General features: G+C 38.7%; 19 protein-coding genes. 7 read left to right on the top strand and 12 right to left on the bottom strand.

What is annotated here, in order from left to right; translation table 11 throughout:
• Nucleotides 1-5 precede the first annotated feature (5 nt).
• Both rpmF and MKL51_RS12270 read right to left on the bottom strand, forming a co-directional pair.
• Nucleotides 6-191 (bottom strand): 50S ribosomal protein L32, encoded by a 186-nt coding sequence (rpmF, locus tag MKL51_RS12275; RefSeq protein ID WP_000290730.1) that lies wholly within the window; start codon nucleotides 189-191, stop codon nucleotides 6-8.
• 74 nt (nucleotides 192-265) lie between these two features.
• Nucleotides 266-826, bottom strand: a complete 561-nt coding sequence (locus MKL51_RS12270) for a YceD family protein (protein ID WP_002120393.1) — start codon at nucleotides 824-826, stop codon at nucleotides 266-268.
• 96 nt (nucleotides 827-922) lie between these two features.
• Here MKL51_RS12270 and MKL51_RS12265 point away from each other — a divergent pair, with 96 nt between their 5' ends.
• The 5 genes from MKL51_RS12265 to rluB all read left to right on the top strand — a co-directional run bounded on the left by MKL51_RS12265 (nucleotide 923) and on the right by rluB (nucleotide 4,866).
• A complete protein-coding gene (locus tag MKL51_RS12265) occupies nucleotides 923-1,585 on the top strand; it encodes an elongation factor P hydroxylase (RefSeq protein ID WP_017481314.1) in 663 nt (220 codons plus the stop codon).
• A 90-nt stretch (nucleotides 1,586-1,675) separates the two neighbouring features.
• Nucleotides 1,676-2,293: an L-threonylcarbamoyladenylate synthase gene (locus MKL51_RS12260; protein ID WP_002120255.1), complete on the top strand. Its 618-nt coding sequence runs from the start codon at nucleotides 1,676-1,678 to the stop codon at nucleotides 2,291-2,293.
• A 223-nt stretch (nucleotides 2,294-2,516) separates the two neighbouring features.
• The gene (locus MKL51_RS12255) at nucleotides 2,517-3,308 is read left to right on the top strand and encodes a segregation and condensation protein A (protein WP_017387236.1); all 792 of its coding nucleotides are present in this window, start codon (nucleotides 2,517-2,519) and stop codon (nucleotides 3,306-3,308) included.
• Nucleotides 3,305-3,901 (top strand): SMC-Scp complex subunit ScpB, encoded by a 597-nt coding sequence (gene scpB, locus MKL51_RS12250; RefSeq protein WP_002120355.1) that lies wholly within the window; start codon nucleotides 3,305-3,307, stop codon nucleotides 3,899-3,901. The genes MKL51_RS12255 and scpB overlap by 4 nt, the downstream gene beginning before the upstream one ends.
• Nucleotides 3,902-3,942: 41 nt before the next feature.
• Nucleotides 3,943-4,866, top strand: a complete 924-nt coding sequence (gene rluB / locus MKL51_RS12245; protein ID WP_017481313.1) for a 23S rRNA pseudouridine(2605) synthase RluB — start codon at nucleotides 3,943-3,945, stop codon at nucleotides 4,864-4,866.
• Between the two features lie 61 nt (nucleotides 4,867-4,927).
• On the opposite strand, the gene bioD is transcribed toward rluB, so the two are convergent.
• The 5 genes from bioD to MKL51_RS12220 form a co-directional block, all read right to left on the bottom strand.
• Nucleotides 4,928-5,572 (bottom strand): dethiobiotin synthase, encoded by a 645-nt coding sequence (gene bioD, locus MKL51_RS12240; protein WP_017481312.1) that lies wholly within the window; start codon nucleotides 5,570-5,572, stop codon nucleotides 4,928-4,930.
• The gene (gene bioC / locus MKL51_RS12235; RefSeq protein WP_017481311.1) at nucleotides 5,573-6,322 is read right to left on the bottom strand and encodes a malonyl-ACP O-methyltransferase BioC; all 750 of its coding nucleotides are present in this window, start codon (nucleotides 6,320-6,322) and stop codon (nucleotides 5,573-5,575) included.
• Nucleotides 6,319-7,476: an 8-amino-7-oxononanoate synthase gene (locus MKL51_RS12230; RefSeq protein ID WP_017481310.1), complete on the bottom strand. Its 1,158-nt coding sequence runs from the start codon at nucleotides 7,474-7,476 to the stop codon at nucleotides 6,319-6,321. The genes bioC and MKL51_RS12230 overlap by 4 nt, the downstream gene beginning before the upstream one ends.
• A 1-nt stretch (nucleotide 7,477) precedes the next feature.
• A complete protein-coding gene (bioA, locus tag MKL51_RS12225) occupies nucleotides 7,478-8,758 on the bottom strand; it encodes an adenosylmethionine--8-amino-7-oxononanoate transaminase (protein ID WP_017481309.1) in 1,281 nt (426 codons plus the stop codon).
• 93 nt (nucleotides 8,759-8,851) lie between these two features.
• Nucleotides 8,852-9,583 (bottom strand): alpha/beta fold hydrolase, encoded by a 732-nt coding sequence (locus tag MKL51_RS12220; protein WP_017402526.1) that lies wholly within the window; start codon nucleotides 9,581-9,583, stop codon nucleotides 8,852-8,854.
• A gap of 356 nt (nucleotides 9,584-9,939) precedes the next feature.
• On the opposite strand from MKL51_RS12220, the gene otsB reads away from it, so the two are divergent.
• Nucleotides 9,940-10,791, top strand: coding sequence for a trehalose-phosphatase (otsB, locus tag MKL51_RS12215; protein ID WP_017481308.1), 852 nt, complete (start codon nucleotides 9,940-9,942; stop codon nucleotides 10,789-10,791).
• Complete coding sequence (locus MKL51_RS12210; RefSeq protein WP_017481307.1) at nucleotides 10,779-12,212, top strand: alpha,alpha-trehalose-phosphate synthase (UDP-forming); 1,434 nt, start codon at nucleotides 10,779-10,781, stop codon at nucleotides 12,210-12,212. The genes otsB and MKL51_RS12210 overlap by 13 nt, the downstream gene beginning before the upstream one ends.
• A 69-nt stretch (nucleotides 12,213-12,281) precedes the next feature.
• Here the strand turns inward: MKL51_RS12210 and MKL51_RS12205 are convergent, their stop codons facing one another.
• The 5 genes from MKL51_RS12205 to smc all read right to left on the bottom strand — a co-directional run bounded on the left by MKL51_RS12205 (nucleotide 12,282) and on the right by smc (nucleotide 21,112).
• The gene (locus MKL51_RS12205; protein WP_080612923.1) at nucleotides 12,282-13,475 is read right to left on the bottom strand and encodes an MFS transporter; all 1,194 of its coding nucleotides are present in this window, start codon (nucleotides 13,473-13,475) and stop codon (nucleotides 12,282-12,284) included.
• Between the two features lie 288 nt (nucleotides 13,476-13,763).
• Nucleotides 13,764-14,228 (bottom strand): heteropolymeric bacterioferritin subunit Ftn, encoded by a 465-nt coding sequence (gene ftn / locus MKL51_RS12200; protein ID WP_001214863.1) that lies wholly within the window; start codon nucleotides 14,226-14,228, stop codon nucleotides 13,764-13,766.
• 252 nt (nucleotides 14,229-14,480) lie between these two features.
• Nucleotides 14,481-16,520: an NAD-dependent DNA ligase LigA gene (gene ligA / locus MKL51_RS12195; RefSeq protein ID WP_005071003.1), complete on the bottom strand. Its 2,040-nt coding sequence runs from the start codon at nucleotides 16,518-16,520 to the stop codon at nucleotides 14,481-14,483.
• A gap of 94 nt (nucleotides 16,521-16,614) precedes the next feature.
• Nucleotides 16,615-17,661: a cell division protein ZipA C-terminal FtsZ-binding domain-containing protein gene (locus MKL51_RS12190; RefSeq protein WP_017481305.1), complete on the bottom strand. Its 1,047-nt coding sequence runs from the start codon at nucleotides 17,659-17,661 to the stop codon at nucleotides 16,615-16,617.
• A gap of 1 nt (nucleotide 17,662) precedes the next feature.
• Nucleotides 17,663-21,112 carry a chromosome segregation protein SMC gene (gene smc / locus MKL51_RS12185; RefSeq protein WP_017481304.1) on the bottom strand — a complete coding sequence of 1,150 codons (3,450 nt, stop codon included), beginning with the start codon at nucleotides 21,110-21,112 and terminating at the stop codon, nucleotides 17,663-17,665.
• Between the last annotated feature and the right edge of the window lie 5 nt (nucleotides 21,113-21,117).

Below are 21,117 nucleotides of genomic sequence, written 5' to 3'. Positions count from 1 at the left end.
TGCAATTATTCAGCATCAGCTGCTTTAGCGAATAATTGACGACCACGGTAGAAACCGTCTTTAGTCACGTGGTGACGACGATGAGTTTCACCAGTTGCTTGGTCTACTGTTAATGCATTCTCGGTTAAAGCGTCATGTGAACGGCGCATGTCACGGCGAGAGCGACTTTTACGGTTTTGCTGAACGGCCATGATGGCTCCTTACAAAGATCGAAAAAATGGATCAGAACAAATTCAGTTGTCTTATCTCACAATTATAACACAAATTATGAGTTAAGTTTACCCTTCAAACCTGCCAAAACATCAAACGGATTATCCCGCTTTTCTTCGACAACATTCTGAATGGTAGGTTGATGTTTATGTTCACAAGCATCATGCTTGGGAGATAAAGGCATCAACAATAACAGTTCATCTTCTAGTAATGCGAGTAAGTTAATCGAGGCAGGCGTATCATAATCGCCTTTCGTCGAAGACTCACTTTCACCTAAAACGATGAAATCAGCATCCTCATCCAAGCGCTCTATCAGTGACTCATCATCCACTAATGCAATATGGAAGTCTAAGACAAGAGGCATTTCAACAGGTTCCAAACAACGTTGGCACTCCATTGGAACTTTCGTGTCCATGTGACCGTCCATCCACACAATGCGATGATATGCATCCATTGATAGCTTACAGTCTATGTTGATCAATTGGTTATCAATTGATCCAACAGCTTCACGAGCGATACGAGCAAAGCGAGACAAGGGCAGTTGACCTGACCATGTAAAGCCTTGTTCAGCCCATTTAAACGGCTCAATCTGTGCCGGAAAGGTATTTGCTGACATAATTAAGGCGGCAATTCTACAAATTCATCGGTACTCTGTCAAAGATTAAGATACAATTTTGCACTTCTTTAGACAGAACTCGGGGTAAATTAAGCAATGCACCTGTTGCAGCCGCAACCTGAAGTTAACACTTCATTACTCGTTTGCACCCATTCAACTCATCAGAACACTCTTGTACCTGACCTAGTGCAACTCTCACCATGGTCAAGCTCAAAATCGGAGTCTGAGCAAGTTGATTGGCTTATTTTACACTTTAATCACTGGTTTTCCCACCATAATGTGACATTAGTTCGTGGTGATTTTGAACCTGAATATTTCCCAGCGACAAATAAAGAACCAGCCAAGATCCAATTTGCTCACGGTTTCTTTAATAGTGCTTTGCATGAAATTAGTCACTGGTCTATTGCAGGTGAAAAAAGACGTCTATTACCAGATTTAGGTTATTGGTATGCACCTGATGGTCGCACCCAAGAACAGCAAAGTTTATTTGAACAAGTAGAAATTAAGCCACAAGCAATTGAATGGTTATTTGCGCAATCTTTTGGCCGAAAATTTAGAGTTTCACTCGATAACCTTACAGGTGATAGCGGTGATGGCAAACTATTTAAAGATAACGTTTATGCTCAAGTGCAACGTTACTTTTCGGGTGAAGCTAAGTTGCCACGTGATGCAGTAGCACTTATTGGTTTTATTTGCCAATGTACACGTTCGGGTACACCTTTACAATTAAATGAATTTAAACGTGAACTCCTTGATTAATTGACAAAAAAGCTACGTTAATTGCTTGCCTAGGCCATTTAAAAAGCCTAATAATTATTTTTAACACTGGCGTGATGGAGTCTCTAAAATATGATGCATTTACATGTACATCCTGAAAATCCACAGCAACGCCTCATTGCCCAAGCGGTTGAACGTATCCGAGCAGGAGATGTTGTGGTCTACCCTACCGATGCTGCCTATGCAATTGGGTGTCAAATCGGTAATAAAAATGCCATGGAACGTATTGCACAGATTCGTGGCTTAGGACCTAAACATCAATATGCCATTATGTGCTGTGACTTATCTGATATTGCAACTTATGCAAAAGTTGATAATGCGACATATCGTTTATTGAAAGCGAACACACCAGCTATTACTACGTTCATTTTACCTGCAACAAGTGAAGTTCCTCGTAGATTGATGCACCCTAAAAAGAAAACGATTGGTTTACGTATTCCAAGCAACCCGATTTGTCAGGCTTTATTACAAGAACTTGGTGAGCCGCTACTCACCAGTACATTAATTTTACCGGGTCAAGAAGACCCTCTAGATGACCCTTATGATATTGAAAATCAGTTAGATAAACGAATTGATGTATTTATTGACGGTGGTTTTGGTACCTTGACCAGTACAAGTATCGTTGATTTATCGGGCGAACATCCTGAAATTATCCGCCGTGGTGTTGGCGATGTAAGTGCTTTTGAATAAGCACTTACTTTTTTACCAATAGTTTAAAAAAAAGTATTATCACTCAAAAAAATACTCTTTATTTATTTTGGATTTTTTTTACACTTTAGTCGTTAAGTAATTTATTAAAAGACACAATTCATTTAGAATGATTTTCACTATCTGCTGTTCTTCTACTTACAGCTGTCTAGGACTTGAATAACAAGTCTCATGCTTTTGAAAATTCGCGTGGCTTATAATCGTAATGAATCAATCACTTCATCAATCCATGGAAGACGCTCCACACATCCGTGTTTTAGATGAGTGGCATGACAAAATTCCAGAAGATCTCTATATACCTCCAGCTGCATTTGAGATTTTGCTCGAGCGGTTTGAAGGTCCATTAGATTTTTTAATTTATCTGATTCAGAAAAACGGTTTCGATTTAATTCAACTCGATATTGCTCCTATAGCGACTCAATATTTGGCCTATATGGATAGCATGAAATCTTTAAATATCGAGTTGACAGCAGATTATATGGTGATGGCTGCTTTATTGGCTGACTTGAAGTCTCGCCTACTTCTACCAAAACCTACAATTATAAGTATTGAAAAAGATCCTAAGCAGGAGCTTATTGATCGTCTTGAAACCTATCTACGCATTAAGCAAGCAGCTGAGCGTTTAGGTCAAATGCCAATTCTTGAGCGCGATACATTTAGTGCCAATGTAAGCTTGGGACATATCTCTCCTGTTTATGAAGGTTACGATATCTCAGCGCTACATGATGCGTTGTTCTGTGTATTTAATCGCCCCGAACCTATTACCCATGTTGTCGCTCAAGAACCTGTTTTACTCGAAGAACGTATTGCATATATTGAAGAGAAATTAGAGTCTGGTGACGTGTTAAGTTTTAAAGAATTACTCAATCCCCAGCAAGGTCGTATGGGAATGGTTGTTACTTTTATGGCAGTTTTAGAATTGACTCGCCAACAGAAAATTAAAATTATTGCCACTGGTATTGAAGCCCCGTTAGCAATTCAAGGATCTTCAATATGAGTAGTTTTGAACAAAATAATAGTGATTTGTCATTAGCTGACATACATCATGAAGTCTTATTACAACTTGAAGCAATTATCTTTGCCAGTGAAGCGCCTGTTTCAATTGCCCGCTTAAAAGAAGCATTTAACAATCAATATAATAAACAACAGCTTCGTCAGCTCTTGCAACAGCTCGCGCTATTACAACATGGTCGATCTATTGAGCTGATTGAAACAGCACAAGGGTTTCGCTTTCAGGTAAGATCTAAATATCGTAGTATTATTGCGCAAATTTGGCCAGAGCGACCAACAAAACTGTCGCCTTCATTACTAGAAACCCTGGCTGTCATTGCTTATCATCAACCGGTTACCCGAGCTGATATTGAACAAATTCGTGGTGTATCTAATAATAGTCAAATTCTTAGAACACTATTTGACTGGAACTGGATTAAAGAAGCCGGTTTTAGAGATTTACCCGGAAGACCTGCGTTGCTAATTACAACGCCTCAGTTTCTGAATGCTTTTGGTCTAGCCTCTCTAGGCCAATTGCCTCCCCTACAGAACGCCAAGGAAGCCTTTATGGCTCTCGATGCAAATGCACCGAAATCATAAAGAGGTGGACTGTTGATCATTATGTCTAAGGTTGTGCTGTCATGAGTGAAAAATTGCAAAAAGTATTAGCGCGAATCGGATTAGGTTCCCGCCGATATATGGAAGAGGTTATTGCCGCAGGACGCGTGAGTGTAAACGGTCGTGTTGCCCAAGTGGGTGAGCGCATTGAACCAGGCGATGAATTACGCATTGATGGCCGTAAAGTTCAGTTTCAGATTGAAGACGAAATTCGTCGTCGCGTACTGATTTATTATAAGCCTGAGGGTGAAATCTGTTCACGTAATGATCCTGAAAAACGCCCAACCGTATTTGATCATTTACCACAAATTGCCAATGACCGCTGGGTAATGGTAGGTCGTCTGGATATTAACAGTACTGGTTTATTACTATTCACAAATGATGGTGAACTTGCTAACCGCTTAATGCACCCATCTAATGAAATCGAACGTGAATACGCTGTTCGAGTAATGGGTGAAGTAACGCCAAAACTACGCCAAAACATGGTCAACGGAGTAGAGCTCGAAGATGGCCCTGCCAAATTCGAATCATTCTCTGAAATTGGTGGTGAAGGTATTAACCGCTGGTACCAAGTTGTAGTAAAAGAAGGTCGTAACCGCGAAGTACGTCGTATTTTTGAATCGCAAGATCTTAAAGTAAGCCGTTTATTACGTACACGCTACGGCACAGTTATTTTACCGCGCGAATTACGTACTGGTCGTTGGATGGAACTCGACAAAACTGACATCGACAACTTAGCCAAATCGGTTGAGTTAAAACCACGTCAAGGTACAGGTTTATTTGGTATGGCAAAACGCCGTACTGATCGTATGACTGAAAAACCAATGGCTGCGCGTCGTGGCGGATACTTACGTCAACAACGTCGTGATGATGAAAAAGAAACTCCTGTTAACACAGGGAACCAACGTAAATCGACTGGTTTTAACCGCGGTTCGAAGAAATTCTAAGATATTAAAAAGATGTAAAAAAAACCGCTCAAATTTGAGCGGTTTTTTATAGCCGTTTAACTTAATTCATTTTTGCCAGTTCAATCCATTCAGCTTCGGGGAAATGAATAGCTAAGTAATCTTTCAAATAATTTGAAGTATCTTGAGAAATTAATGGATCTTTTGATTCATCTTTTAGATTATAAACCAAGGCATGCAACTTCAGCCCCCGAGACTTAAGTGCTTCAAGACTAAGCAAAGTATGGTTAATACTTCCTAAACGGCCCGATGTTACTAAAATAACGGAAAACTGATGCTGAGCGACATAATCAATGGTAAGCAAACTAGTGGTTAATGGCACCATTAAGCCTCCAGCACCTTCCAACAATACGATTTCAAAACGCTCCGCCAATGTTTTGGTCGCATTTTCAATTTTTTGAAAATCAATTTCTCGGTTATCAAGACGTGTTGCAAGATGAGGTGAAGCAGGATAACTGAAGATTTCAGGCATGGTTAGCTTGTCATGATCTTCTTGAAACCAACCCTGCCCCATAATTTCACGATGCTTTTCAATATCCTCAGAAATATCAGTATTACCTGTCTGAATGAGTTTTTGGGTAATCACTTTTTTACCCTGCTCAGTCCATAATTTTGCTAAGAAACCTGTCGCATAGGTTTTACCAATTTCGGTATCAATCCCACTCACAAAATAGATCTGGCCACTCATTTACTTCATTCTCCGGACAATACAATAAATCGGATGATATGTTAGGGAATATCCTTCGGCATACTTAAACCGATCATAATCTTGATAAAACTGTTGTAAAGTTTGCTTAGTCCAACGATGCTGCGCCGTTGCTGTTACACCTGTTGCTTTTAAATGCTGTAACACGTCTTTAGGTGAATCGAAATAGAGTTGAGTTTCTGATTCTGACAAATGCAAAATCTCAAAACCAGCCTGAATTAAGGCACTATTCCAATTTTCAACTGACCAATAACTTAAACCTTGTCCTGTTAATTCTTTAATCTCTAATAAGTTTTTAGAACCGAATGTTGAGAAGCACAACCAACCTCGCTCAGTTAAAGCCTCATTACAACGTTCGAGCAAATGCGGTAAATCTTGCATCCACTGTAAAGCTGAACCTGAAACAATCATATCCAGCTGCTGAGGGAAATCTAAAGTTTCAATATCCCCAATCAACCATTTTAAATTTTCTTGATGACTAAAGTGCTGCTGCACATCTGCATATAGATCATTCAAAATTAACTCTTCAAACTGAAAAGATGTAGCAAGAAGACGAGTTAAATTGCCAGAACCACAACCAATTTCAAAGACACGCGACATCGTAGCCGGGCAGAACTGCTGAACTAAACCTGTTAAATTTTGGCAAATCTGTTTTTGAACAATTGCATGCTCTGAATAGCTTTGCCCTGCTTTGGCAAAACGCTGGGCAACTAAGTTTTTATTCAAACTCACAGAAAACTCACCAATTCTTCAAGTTCATGTTGCTGCACCATTGACGTTAAAGAAATACGCAAACGCGAACTGTTTTTAGGTACTGTTGGTGGACGCACAGGCATAGCATAAAAACCACTTTCCTGAACGTATTTCGCTTTATCGATCGCAGCCTGACTTTCTCCAACAATGACTGGAATAATATGGCTGGTCGATGGGCTTACATAACCCTTTTGCACAACAGCTTGTTGAAGATATTGGCTAATATTTTTTAAGTGTTCACGTTGAGATTGAGAGACTAATACTTTTTGAAAAATAAAGTTTGCCCATGCCATAACAATCGGAGGCTGTGCAGTACTAAAAATAAGTGGGCGCATTTTATTAATGAGATAATCTTTAATAATTGGATCACAAATAATGTAACCACCGACCGCCGCTAATGCTTTGCCTAATGTACCGACCAGAAAATCAATTTCCTGAATCACATTATATTGTTCAGCACATCCTAAGCCTTGCTGACCACGAACCCCAATTGAATGCGCTTCATCAACATATAACATAGTTTTAGCAAACCGTTTTTTTAGCTGAACTAAAGCGGCTAAATCCGTCTCATCACCGTCCATACTAAAAATACTTTCTGTGACCACAATGATTCGTTCAATCTTGTCATCATCATGATATTTTTGGAGGAGTTGTTCCAAGTGTTGTAAATCGTTATGTCGATAACGCACATACTGAGCGCCAGATAAACGTATACCGTCAATCATACTGGCATGAACTAACTTATCCGCCAATATTAAAGTTTTACTATCAGCAACAGCTGGCAAAATACCAATATTCATATGGTAGCCACTATTAAATAATAGTGCCGCGCGACCACCAAATGCTTGGCTTAGGCTATTTTCTAATTGTTCATATTCATCAAAATTGCCCGTTAATAGACGTGAAGATGATGAACTAAAATAGCTACGCTCGATTGGAAAGCTATCTAAAAACTCTTGACGAAGATTGATATCAGCAGCCAACCCAAGATAATCATTTGAAGCTAAGTTGAGCATCGTTTTATTTTGAATCGTAATAAAACGTCCGTGCTGCACATTTTGGGTAAATTGTCTAAAGTTACCTTGTTGCTTTAACTCATCTAATTCGGCAGAAAAATGATCAAGCAATGACATCTTAATTCGCTCCCTGCATCGTTTGAACAACTTCAACCAATTGTTCGAGCAAATCGCTTAACTCTTGATGCGTGATGACATACGGTGGCATCACATAAACCAATTTTCCAAAAGGACGGATCCAGATTCCACGGTCTACAAATTGTTGCTGTAAGGTTTTCATATCAACATTAAAGGTGAGTTCTACTACACCAATTGCACCCAGCACTCGCACATCGGCAACATAATCAAGCTGACTTAAAGGCGTTAAATATTGGCTAAGCTGTTGTTCAATTCGCTCAATATTAGCCTGCCAATCTTGCTCAATTAATAATTGGGTACTTTTTAAAGCGACCGCGCAAGCAAGTGGATTGGCCATAAAGGTTGGACCGTGCATAAACACCCCAGCCTCACCGCGACTAATGGTTTCTGCAACATGCTTTGTCGTTAAGGTAGCAGATAACGTCATGTAGCCGCCTGTTAGTCCTTTACCTATGCACATAATGTCTGGCTCAACTTGTGCATGTTCCCAAGCAAAAAGCTTACCCGTGCGACCAAAACCAGTCGCAATTTCATCAAAAATTAATAACAGATTATATTGTTCACAAAGTGCTTTCGCCTGACGTAAATATTCAGGATGATAAAAACGCATCCCCCCTGCACCTTGAACAATCGGCTCAATAATCAGTGCAGCAAGGTTTTCATGATTTTGCTGAATAGCTTCTTCTAGCTCGGCAATATCTTCTTGGTTCCACTCTTCATAAAATTTGGTTTGCGGAGCTGCTACAAAAAGACGGTTCGGTAAACTTGTACCAAAAATCTGATGCATACCTGTAACAGGATCACAAACAGACATCGCATTCCATGTATCACCGTGATAACCGGAACGTGTAGTAATAAAATTTGTTTTTTGTGGTTGGCCTTGTGCTGTCCAGAATTGCACAGCCATTTTCAAAGCAACTTCAACGGCTACCGAACCTGAATCTGCATAGAAAATTTTATCGAGACTTGGCGGCGTAATTTTTAAAAGAATTTTTCCAAGTTCAATTGCAGGATCGTGAGTTAAACCACCAAACATGATATGTGACATGTTTTGTAATTGATCTGTCACTGCCTGATTGAGTTCAGGGTGGTTATAGCCGTGAATTGCACACCACCATGACGACATACCATCAATTAAAGTCTTACCATCATCTAGTTCAATCGTTGCCCCATAGGCACGTTTAACTTTAAACGTTGGTAAAGGTTGGGTCATTGAGGTATATGGATGCCAAATATGTTCCAAATCAAAATTATCGGTCATCCTCTATACCCTTTTACAGCAATTAAATCTTTCATTTAGCACATGTTAAACCTGTTAAGAATGAAAGAAAATTGCGAGATCAACCAAAGCTTATTAACTTTGCTGATGAATTGTTAAAAATTGGCAGATTTCTTCAATTGTTCGATCTACTTCTAGGTATGGAAAAGCATGAGTAGCGCCTTCTAATACTTTATAACTCATGTTTTCTGTCGCGATATCCTTGAAATTTTCACTAATTTTGCAAGGAATGACATTATCTTGCTCGGCAAACACATGAAGCTGCGGACCTAGATAGTTTTTTAAGTTATTTACCAAATTTAGTTGCTCAAGCATTTGCAAACCTTCTGATAGCAATTCACTTGAAGGCGGATTTGCTATGTTTTGCATGCTTATCCAATCTTGTTTAGCCTGAGAGGAACCGAGTGTAATTAAATAATAAAAACGCTTTAAAGTGGCTTGCGGGTTTTGTAAAAAAGAAGTCTTAAATTGACTAAACACATCAGCAGGCATAGCAGTCTGCCAATTATCGTTGGTAACAAAACAAGGATTTGAAGCGAGCGTAATTAAAGTTTTAGTTTGCCCTGTTTGTTCATAAAAAGTATTAACCAGTTGAGTTGCTAACTGTCCACCTAAAGACCAACCTATTACTACATCAACCTCAGCAACTAAATCAAGCTGGGCACGATACTTACCATCTAAAATATTAAAAATATTAATAAGTTGTGTTTGATAGCCAGCTTTTTCCAATTGCAATTTAAGGGACTGCAAAGGCTCCACTCCTACTCCCCAACCTGTAATTAATAAAATTTTATTTTGTAACTTCATATGCCTGCTCAAAGCCAATTTTATAAGGATTATATAATAATATCGATTTAAAATATCTTTTAAAATCAATATAAAAATTAAATTTTAGAGCATAAAATTAAGCATTTATAATGTGATAATATTCTGAAATATATTGATAAATAAGACCCGCATTATTCATAGTAAACATACAAAAAATTAATTATCTAAACATTGAAGCCAATCAAAAAACAACATACTCCACACTTCGCCTATAAATCCATTATGCAATGTAATTAATGTTAATACTTATGTTTTTTTATTAAAAAAAATGACTCACCAATTCATTTTAATGCTAGAAGATTAATTATTGATCAAAAAGTATTAGGAAGGCTAATATGAACAGTCAAAGCACAATATCTGATGGGAGAGAAAAAAATACATCTTTTGTTACACCCAATGATATTATAAACAACTTATCTTTAGATAAAAATTACTGCTTATTTTTGGATATTGATGGTACATTAGCACCCTTTCAAATTAATCCTGAGCATAGTTTTATTCCACAAACTACCTTAGACGTTATAAAAAAAATTACTAAATTAAATATACCTGTTATTGCTGTAACAGGTCGTGATGTAGATACAGCAAGCAAACTACTACATCCTATTGAAGTTCCAATTGCTGGTTTACATGGTTTAGATATTTATTTTGATTCAGGAAATTATATTCGACCAGATTTAAGCAGTATTAATTTCAAAAAATTAAAACAAGATATTACCAAAAATTGTGATAAACATCCTGAATTATTAATTGAAGATAAAGGATATTCTATTGCCTTACATTATCGTAAAAATCCTAATTTAGAAAATAATGCCATTAATATTATGCAAAGAATTAATTTAAATTATCCTCAATTAAAAATAAATAGAGGGAAATTTGTTGTTGAATTAATTCCAAACCAAGCTGATAAAGGTAGAGCAATTAAAACTATATTAAATCATCTTGATTTACCTGCTGTATTACCTATTTTTATAGGTGATGATTTAACAGATGAATCTGGTTTCACTTACATTAATCAGCAATCTGGCCTTAGTATTAAAGTAGGTCCGGGTGAAACACAAGCAAAATATAGATTAAAAGATATTGATAATGTCGCGGATTTTCTTCTTTTATTTCAAAACAGAATAAAAAGCTTATATGTCAAAAATAGCCAAAATCAGAATGGAGAAAAATTATGTCTAAATTAATCGTATTATCGAACAGAATAAGTATGCCATCGGGTAAAGCTTCAGCAGGTGGTCTTGCTGTAGCTGTACAAGATGCACTAAATGATAGTAACGGCATCTGGTTAGGCTGGAATGGGCAGCAAATTACCGATAGCGAAGCGCCAGAATTTGCGCAGGCTTATTCTCAAGGAATTGACTACATTACCTGCCCTCTCACTCATCAACAATATGCCCAATATTATTGTGGTTTCGCTAACAAAGTTTTATGGCCAGCAATGCATCATAGAGATGATCTAATTGAATATGATGCAGAAGAATATAATACCTATCAAAAGGTTAATCGCTTATTTGCTCAAAAGCTAAAAGAGCTTGCTCAGCCTGAAGATCTTATTTGGGTGCACGATTACCACTTTTTTAGTGTGGCTCGCTATTGCCGTGAATTAGGCATGCAAAACAAAATTGGTTTCTTCTTACATATTCCTTTTGCCAGTCTGAATATCTGGCACAAAATTCCGGTAGCCCGTGAGTTAATTCAAGACTTGAGCCAATATGATGTTATTGGCTTACAAACTCAGATTGACCAAAATGCCTGCATGCAGACTTGTCTGAATTTACTCGAAGCTCAAAAAATTCAAAGCAACAGTATTAGCTATAAAAAACGTCAAATATTAATTAAATCATACCCAATTGGTGTTCAGCCTGAACTTATACAAAAACAAGCCCAGCAAGATTTGGCTACCTCTTCGGTGTTTAATTTTGAAGAAATACCACGTCAAAAGACAATTATTGGAGTTGATCGTATTGATTATTCAAAAGGTTTACTCGAAAGATTTAATGCTTTTGCAACCTTTTTGGAAACCAGCCCTGAATATCATGGCTTAGTTCGACATCTTCAAGTGGCGATCCCTTCTCGTACCGATATTCCAGCTTATCAACGCTTATATCAACGTTTTAAAACCAAGCTGGAGTTAATTAACGAAGAGTTTGCGCATGAAGACTGGAGACCTGTAGATTGCTGCTATGACACGGTACAACACCATAATCTCATGCACATTTATCGTCATTCAGATATTTGCTGGATCAGTTCACTACGTGATGGGATGAATCTAGTAGCTAAAGAATATATTGCGGCTCAAGACCCAGAAAATCCAGGTGTGCTCATTTTATCTAAATATGCTGGTGCTGCTGAGCAGATGTCTCAAGCCTTGATTGTTCACCCACAAGATAGAGCGGCAATGATGGATGCTTTAAAAATGGCTTTAGAAATGTCTAAAGCTGAGCGTATTAATCGTTATCAACAATTGATAGAGGGATTAACATCATCTGATCTTACCCATTGGCGAAATAATTTCTTGGATGATTTAGAAAAGACACCAACTTTACTAATGAAGCCTCAACGATTATTACAAGATAATTATCAATCTATTTATCAGGTTTTATAAATCTAAATAAAAGAACATCGAGAAATTTAATTTCTCGATGTTCGCTATTTGGTGATTATTATTTATAAATTAGTTTGTCTTTACTAATGTAAAACGGTTAAGTAAAGCAATAATAAATAGTAATACAGCGACGCCTGTTAAAACCGTACTTAAACCAGTCCATTCCCCAATTAAACCGATTAAAGCTGGTCCACTTAATGAACCGGTATAGGCAATTGTTGATACTAAAGAAAGTGCTGCTGCTTTAGGCATATTGTTTTGTCGACCAACACGAGAAAACATCACTGGTACAATATTAGAACAACCTAATCCTAACAGTGCATAACCCAATACAACCACTTGCCACACTGGTGCAGTTACAATAACAGCCATACCAATGGCGGCTCCAATTGCACTATAAGTCACAATATTTTTTTCACCCCATTGCTTAAGCAAGATATGACCTGCAAAACGACCAGTCGTCATGCTAAGCGCAAAAAAAGTGTAAGCTAAACCAGCAAAAGCAGGATTAAGCTGATATTTACTTGTTAAATAAATACCACCCCAGTCCATTGCTGCACCTTCTGATAAAAAGGCGATAAAACACATCACACCAATAAGCAGAATAATGCCATCAGGACGATAAAGTTTTTTGGGCGCTTGAGTGGTATCTTCATGTGGCTTTTCATCCTGTTCAAAAGACGTTAAACAAGATGGAATCGCAACACCACCAATAACAAGCAAAATCATAACGACTGATAAAGTACTCATTAAGGCTGAAAGACCTACTGCCAATAATGCTGTCACAAGCATAGCGCCTGTTAAGCCACCAAGACTGCACATTCCATGGAAGCTAGACATAAGAGCTCTCACACTATGTTTTTCAACAACTACTGCTTGTAAATTGATAGCTACTCCAAGACATCCTGCTGCCGATCCAAAAATAAACAATGCTACGGCCATCGTCACAATGCTGCTCCACATCGTAAGGCTAGGCAATAAAACCATTAACAACATCAATGCCAAAGCAATTAACGGACGACATCCCCAGCGCTTTACTAAAGCACCAGTCGCGGGCATAGCAATCATTGACCCGATACCCATACACAGCAAAAGTAAACCAAAATCGGCATGATTTAGGTTTAAACGTTGCTGTGCAAAAGGAATAAGAGGTGCCCAAGCTGCAGTCGCAAAACCTAAGCTAAAAAAGCTTAGTCGTGTTGCAAGACGCTGTGTACTTAGGAGAGTAGCTGTATCTAGAACAGCAGGTTTGGTAAATAACATATTTCGCGAACTCACCATAAAATCATTGGCGATCCATACCAACCGATTTTCCATAGAAAAACCCTTGCCTCATTAAATTTCTAGGCAAGGGTTTTATTGGCGAAATTATAAACAATTTCATAAAAAAAACAGGGGGTGCGATACAATTTTTCTGACTTTTTTGTAACTGCCAAAGCCTTATATAGTAAGGCTTTGAATATGTTCAATTTGACAAAAACAACATCTAAGTTAAGACTTCATTTTATTAAAATGAGCCAATAAAAAACCCAGCCTTAGCTGGGTTTTTTATTAAATTTGAGATTGAATATAGTTTTGCAAGCCAATCAACTCAATTAAACGTAATTGCTTTTCTAACCAGTATGTATGGTCTTCTTCAGTATCTGATAATTGTTGACGCAACATATCACGGCTAATGTAATCGCCCTTCTCTTCACAAAGTTTGATACCTGTCGCTAACTTTTCACGAACATGATATTCAAGCGCCAAATCAGCTTTTAAACAAGATACAACGTCTGTACCAACATTGATATCTTCACGGTGCATGTTTGGTTTAGCACCTAAAAACAATACACGGCGAATGATCGCATCAGCATGAGAAGCTTCTTCTTGCATCTCATGATCAATACGTTCATAAATTTTATTTAAACCCCAATCTTCATACATACGAGAATGGATTAGATATTGATCACGGGCAGCCAATTCTCCGCCAATGAGCATATTTAAATAGTCTATGACTTCTGGATTGCCACGCATAATAAATCTCCTATCGTATGAGAACTATTATGGGCAATCTTAAAAGTGATTGCAAAACAAAAAATGGTTAAGTTTATGATTTTTATCAAATTAAAATGAGAAACATACGCATTTGCAGTTTAAGTTATTTAAATTTCCTCTGCAAAAAGAAACGCTTGTCCAATTTATAAGTTCAGACAAGCGTTAAAATATGGCTCAAACCATCAATTTATAAATTTGTAACTAAAATCAATGGTTCTTATTTCGGTAGATCTATTCGCTTAAAGTCTGCCCGTAGCTTGCCATAAGTGATAAGAAATCAGTCTCATTCATAACAGCAATACCTAGTTTTGCTGCTTTTTCTAATTTCGAACCAGCCTTCTCACCCGCAACAACACATTTGGTTTTACTCGATACACTACCGCTTACACGCGCACCTAATGCTTGTAGCATTTGTGTTGCCTGATCACGGGTCATTTGCTCTAAAGTGCCTGTTAACACCCAGCTCTCGCCATTTAATGGTTGGCGTGTTGGTGCAGTCGGTGCATCCCAATGAATTCCTGCTGCTATTAATCGATCAAGCACTTCAATGTTGTGCGGTGCCAAGAAAAAGTCAGCAATCCACTCGGCAGTAATATCACCAACATCTGGTGTTTTCTTTAAAGCTTCAACATCAGCAGCTTTAAGCGCTTCCAAAGTTTGGAAAGTATTGGCTAACATCCTAGCTGTTGTTTCACCTACCCCACGAATTCCCAGAGCATAAATAAAACGCGCAAGCGTTGTCTTCTTACTGGCTTCAATGGCATCAATTAGATTTTGTACCGATTTCTCACCCATTTTTTCAATCCCGAGTAAAGTTTCTCGGTGTTCGTGCAAATGATAAATATCGGCAACATCTTTGAGCAAATCGAGGTGTAATAAAGACTCTACCCAACGATCGCCTAGACCTTCAATATCTAGAGCTTTACGTGATACGAAGTGACGAATCGCTTCAATACGCTGTGCAGCACAATACAGTCCACCAGAACAACGTGCTAAAGCTTCCCCTTCTGGCATTACCACTGGTGAGGCACAAACAGGACAGTTTTCAGGTAAATGTACAACTTCAGCATCAACAGGACGGAACTCTGGCCAAACTTTTTCTACTTTAGGAATAACATCGCCTGTACGATAAACACTCACCGTGTCACCAACACGTACATCTAGGCGATGGATCTCACCAATGTTGTGTAAAGTTACATTGGAAACCGTAACTCCCCCTACAAACACAGGGTTTAAACGCGCTACTGGAGTCAAAGTACCTGTACGCCCTACTTGCCAATCAATCTGATCAACCGTAGTTAATGCAGCTTGGGCAGGGAATTTATAAGCAGTTGCCCAACGTGGTTCACGACTTAAAAAACCAAGTTGTTGCTGTTGCTTTAAGTCATCAACCTTTACAACCATCCCATCAATTTCAACTTGTAAATCTGAACGTTCTTGCTGAATTTGCTCATAACGTTGCTGTACTTCTTGAATTGAATTACAAAGATATTGACGTTCAGCAATTTCAAATCCAAGTTTTGTGAGCCATTGCAGACTGTCATGCATGGTAGTTAAGCCATGATTAGGTTCACATTGAGCGATGCCGTAAGCATAAAATGCTAAAGGTCGAGCCGCAGCAATATTAGGATCGAGTTGTCTTAAACTACCAGCTGCAGCATTACGCGGGTTGGCAAATGTTTTATCGCCTTTGGCTTCCTGTTCAGCATTGAGTTTTTCAAAACCAGACTTTGGCATAAGTACTTCACCACGAACTTCCAGCAAACGTGGAATTTCAAAGTGATCTGAATGTAACACTTTAGGCAAATTACGAATCGTTTTAACGTTCTGCGTAATGTCCTCCCCAGTTTCTCCATCACCACGTGTAACGCCACGTATTAACACACCATTTTCATACCAAAGAGAAATCGCAAGACCATCAAGTTTTAGTTCGACTTCGTATTGTACTTTTTGATTAGGCAAACGCTCTTCAACACGACGTGCAAATGCAAACAAGTCTTCCTGATTAAAAACGTTCCCCAAAGAAAGCATCGGAACTACATGAGTCACACTTTGAAATTTAGAGAGTGCTTGTCCACCTACTTTTGTAGTGGGTGAATCTGATTGAACAAGATCAGGATATTGCTCTTCTAAAGCTTTTAGCTGGTGAAATAAATGATCATATTCACTGTCCGAGATTGTCGGCTGATCCATGACATAGTAGGCATGGTTATGCTTTGCAATCAGTTGAATAAGCTGACGCATCTGTTCGATCACGGAAGTTGTTGCCATTATGTTATTCACCATAAAAAAGGGTGGAAATTTCTCCACCCTGAGCTGCGACTAGATATGTTGCAATTATCGCAACGAACGTAAAAAATTAAAACTAGGCGGTCGCCTGTGCCGGACGATAATCAATCACATGATGACGCCAGTGCTCTTTTAACTGTGGCGTAAATTCAAGATTATTCTCATCGTAAACTTTGCCATCAATTTCACGAGCGATTAAACCTGCAATACTCGCCATCATGTCAAAACCAGTCACGGCTTTACTGTTTGGAAGCGCAAGGAAAAATGCTAACCCTTGAACTTGTTCAGTAGATAGCGTTTCAAGATCAAACCCAGCTGGTCCATTGTCTGTCATACGCAATACAGAGAACATGAGTACACTCGGCTCATCGGTATTTTCATAACGATGGAAGCACGACATTTCACCGTAGCGTAAACCATATTTCAACAGCACTTTAAGCGCTTTATCGCCAGACAATGCACGACGAGGGTTTGGATAAACATTTAGCGCAATAATCTGTTCAGCCATCGCTAATGCACTTTCATCATCATAACGTTGCTGTTCATGTAAATGCACATCCAGAATATTACTCTCGCCTTCAAACTCAGCAATTTCGGCAGTTTCAATATTCGGGTTTAAACTCAACTCAGGCTCATTTTTTTCGCTTTCAGCTTCCAAATTTTCTTTTGCTAAATCTTCAGCTACCGGTTTAACAGAAACTGTATCAACCAACTCAACTGAACCATCTTTATGAATGGTAGAGCTTGGTACTGTTTGTTCAGATTTAATTTCTTCTACAGAAGCGTTTTCAACAACTGCTTGAGTTTGTTCAGTTTGAATTGCTTTAGCGGGTTCTACGGTCTCAATTTCTGACTGTTTTGTTTCAGGTACTTGTGACGGCGCAGCTTCGCTTAAAGTCGGTTCTACTCGCTCTGCACTAGTCACCGCTACAGATTCAGCTTCAGTTTTCTCAAGCTGATCTCTCACGTGCCTAGGTATAACTGGTTGATTACTATCAGGATTAATATGCAAATCACTGTCTAATGAGGGTTCAGCATGGTTTGGCTTTTTTAAAATCATTTTTAAGCCAATTAGCATAATTATAATGGCAACAACGATGCCAATAATCGTATTGATTTCCATTCTATGACTCCGAAACTAACCCGTATTCTTTTGCCTGTTCTAAATCGACAGTGACTAATTTTGATGTACCCGGTTCAGGCATGGTCACACCCAACAAATCAGTTGCCATGGTCATCGCCAGCTTATTATGTGTAATGTAAATGAATTGTACATGTTCAGAAAGTTCTTTTACCAAATTACAATATCTCTGAACATTCGCATCATCAAGTGGTGCGTCCACTTCATCTAGTACACAAAACGGTGCCGGATTTAATCTAAAAATCGCAAATACTAATGCTAACGCTGTTAAAGCCTTTTCTCCACCGGAAAGTAATGCTAGAGAACTATTTTTCTTACCTGGTGGCCTTGCCATCAGTTTAACACCAGATTGCCAGTCATCTTCAAGACTTAAACTCGCCTCACCACCATTAAAAACCTTTGGAAACAGGTTTTGCAACTCCTGATTGATCTGATCAAAAGTTGTCATAAACAGCTTACGGGTTTCCTGGTCAATGCTTTTCATCGCATCTTTTAATTGAGTTACCGTATTTTCCAAATCTTGAATCTGGTGACTCAGCTCATCAAAACGCTGAGAAACTTCTTCAAACTCTTGTGAAGCGGCAAGGTTAACCGCTCCAATTTTTTCAAACTGTTTCTGTACTTTTTCCAGTTTTTGCTGGTGCTCGGCTAAATCTATTTGTAAGCCTTTTTGGAGTTCGGCATTTAGCTCTTTAAGCTGCTCTTGATAATGCTCACGATCTGACTTGGCTGCTTGCCATGCCAATCGTTTTGCTTCAAGTTGTTCTCTGAGCTGCTCATCTTTTTGTTGATATTGATGACGCTGATCGGTCAAAGTCTGCTGTTTTTCCTGCACACTATTGAGTTCAAGCTGCCATTCATTCCAGTTCTTTTGCAACTTTTCAGTTTGAGCAAATTGTTGCTGAAACTCTGACTCAAGATTTGGTAACTCTAATTGAATAGGGTCAACAAACTTTTTCGCTTGCTCCATTTGAGCTGCAATTTGCTGATATTGGCTTTGCAAGAATGAGATATCTTTTTCAAGCAACTCAATCTGTTGAGTTGTCTGCGTGCTATTACGGCGTAAAATTTCACGTTCTTGTTGCTGATGTTGCAAGGCTTGTTGCTGCTCGTCTAACTGCTCTGTTAATTCTTCTACTCGAAATTGCAAAGTTTTATAGTCAGGTAAAATGGTTTCGAGCTTAATTGCTAATGCATGCAAATCAATTTCAAGATCATCTTTTTGCATTGCATCTTCTTCAAGCTGCATATCCAACTGACCAAGTTGATCTTTTAATTGCTGTTTTTGCAGTAAAAATGCTTGTGCCGCGGTTTGTTGCTTAGCAATTTGCACATCTAGCTGTTGTAAGTCTTTTTGCTTTTGTTTCACAACTTGCTGTTTGTGCTGCACACCAGGCTGTAATTGCGCTAATTCATCTTTTTGCTGAACTACAATTTCATCTAGTGCTTGTAATTGAGGCTGTTGCTTTTCAAGAGCTTGTTCAATTTCATCTAGACGAATACGGTGGCTCAGCATACCTTGTGCGCTTTGACTTTCGTCATCATACATAAGGGCAATCACCCAATCCTGCCCGACATGATAGCCATCTAAAGTCAAAACAGACTGGCCATGTTGCAACTGCTTTTGCTCATTTAAAGCTTGAGTCAAATCTTGTGCAATCGCTACATTTGAAAAGATTGATAGCTGTGGCGATGCAATCCACTCATTTAAACAAGCCAAGTTACCTTTAAATTTACTTGTTTGCTCTGAAGGTTTTAGCTGGCGAGCAACTCCTTCTTGAAAGACTTGTTCAGTCTCAAGAATATGAGCTTGTAACCATTTTGCTAAAAACTTCTCAACAATCTGCGCATGTGGTTTACCTTGCTCTGTTAACTCTAGAGCTTGCATTAAACGTAGCGTATCTTGGTTTTGCTTTGGACTTTGTTTAGCAATAAGCTGGCTTAAGTTTTTCTGCTCTGATAATAAAACTTGGATTTCTGTTTTCAGAGTTTGCTGCTGATTTTTACTTGACTGGTGTTGCTGTTGAGATTGCTCTAAATGCAGTAATTGTTGCTCAATTTCAGTTTCAAGCGACGCGATTTCGCCCAGTAATTTCTGTTGCAGTTGCTCAAGCTCGCCCTGCTCATCTTCATGAACATGCGATTGAATTTGGTTTGCTTGATGTTGCAGCGTTTCTTTTTGCTGCTCAATGCGCTGAACATTTTTACCCAACTGTTCAATTTGAGCTGACATCTGCATTTTTTGCTGCTGTTGTTTTTCAACCTGAGCTTTTACTTGCTCAAACTGTTGTTGTGCTTGTTTCTGCTGAGATTGTAAATCAGCAAAGTTTTGTTCAGCCTCCGTCGCTGTATGCTCAACTCCAGTTAAAGCTTCTGTTTGTTCTTCTAGCTGATTATTCAGTGTTTCGAGTTGCAATTCAGAAAGCTGTAAACGTTCTTTAGTTTGGAATCTTTGCTGCTCTAACTGAACGAGAGTCGTACTATTTTGCTGGTATAGACTCTGTTTTTGTTCAAGAGTCATTTTAAGTTCAGATAGTTTCTTTTCAGCTTGTTGCCATTCTTGTTGTAGCGGTGAAGATTGCTGAATAAGTCGCTGAAACAAAGCACTGGTTGCTTCTAAATCATGTTCAATCGTGCTTAATTCTGAGCGAACCAATTTAAAGGTTTCACCCAATTCATTCATTTGAACGGTATATTCTTCTTGTAGGCGTACACTTTTCTCTGCCTGAAAAGACAAAATTTCAATTTTGAGCGTACGAATCTGGCTTTCTAAAGTTTTATATTGAACCGCTGCTTCCGACTGACGCTTAAGCGTTTTAAGCTGCGATTTTAACTCTAGTGCAATATCGTCTAAGCGTGAAAGGTTTTGCTCTGTATGTTCAAGATGCTGCAAAGTTTCACGGCGACGAGCCTGATAACGAGAAACACCCGCGGCTTCCTCAATGAACACACGCATTTCTTCAGGCTTGGCATCAACCAAGCGGTTAATCATGCCTTGCTCAATGACCGCATATGAGCGTGGTCCTAAGCCTGTTCCTAAGAAAATATCGGTAATATCACGGCGGCGACAACGTGTACCATTCAAGAAATATTCTGACTTACCTTCACGAGTGACCTGACGGCGAACAGCTAACTCATTATAAGCATTATACGATCCGCCCAACTTTCCATAAGTATTATCAAAGCGTAGCTCAACACTGGCCACACCAACGGGCTTACGTTTGGAAGTCCCCGTAAAAATAACATCTTGCATGCTACCACCACGGAGCTGACGAGCGTTTGACTCACCCATCACCCAGCGGATCGCATCAATTACATTGGATTTGCCACAACCATTTGGACCAACCACTGCTGTGCGGTTAGCCTTAAAATTTAAGGTTGTACTATCTGCAAAAGATTTAAAGCCGGAAAGTTTTAAACTGCTTAAACGCATAATGC

It is taken from the genome of Acinetobacter sp. AOR18_HL, assembly GCF_027855145.1.
GTDB lineage: Bacteria > Pseudomonadota > Gammaproteobacteria > Pseudomonadales > Moraxellaceae > Acinetobacter > Acinetobacter pittii.
This window is presented reverse-complemented; position numbering and strand designations above follow the sequence as displayed.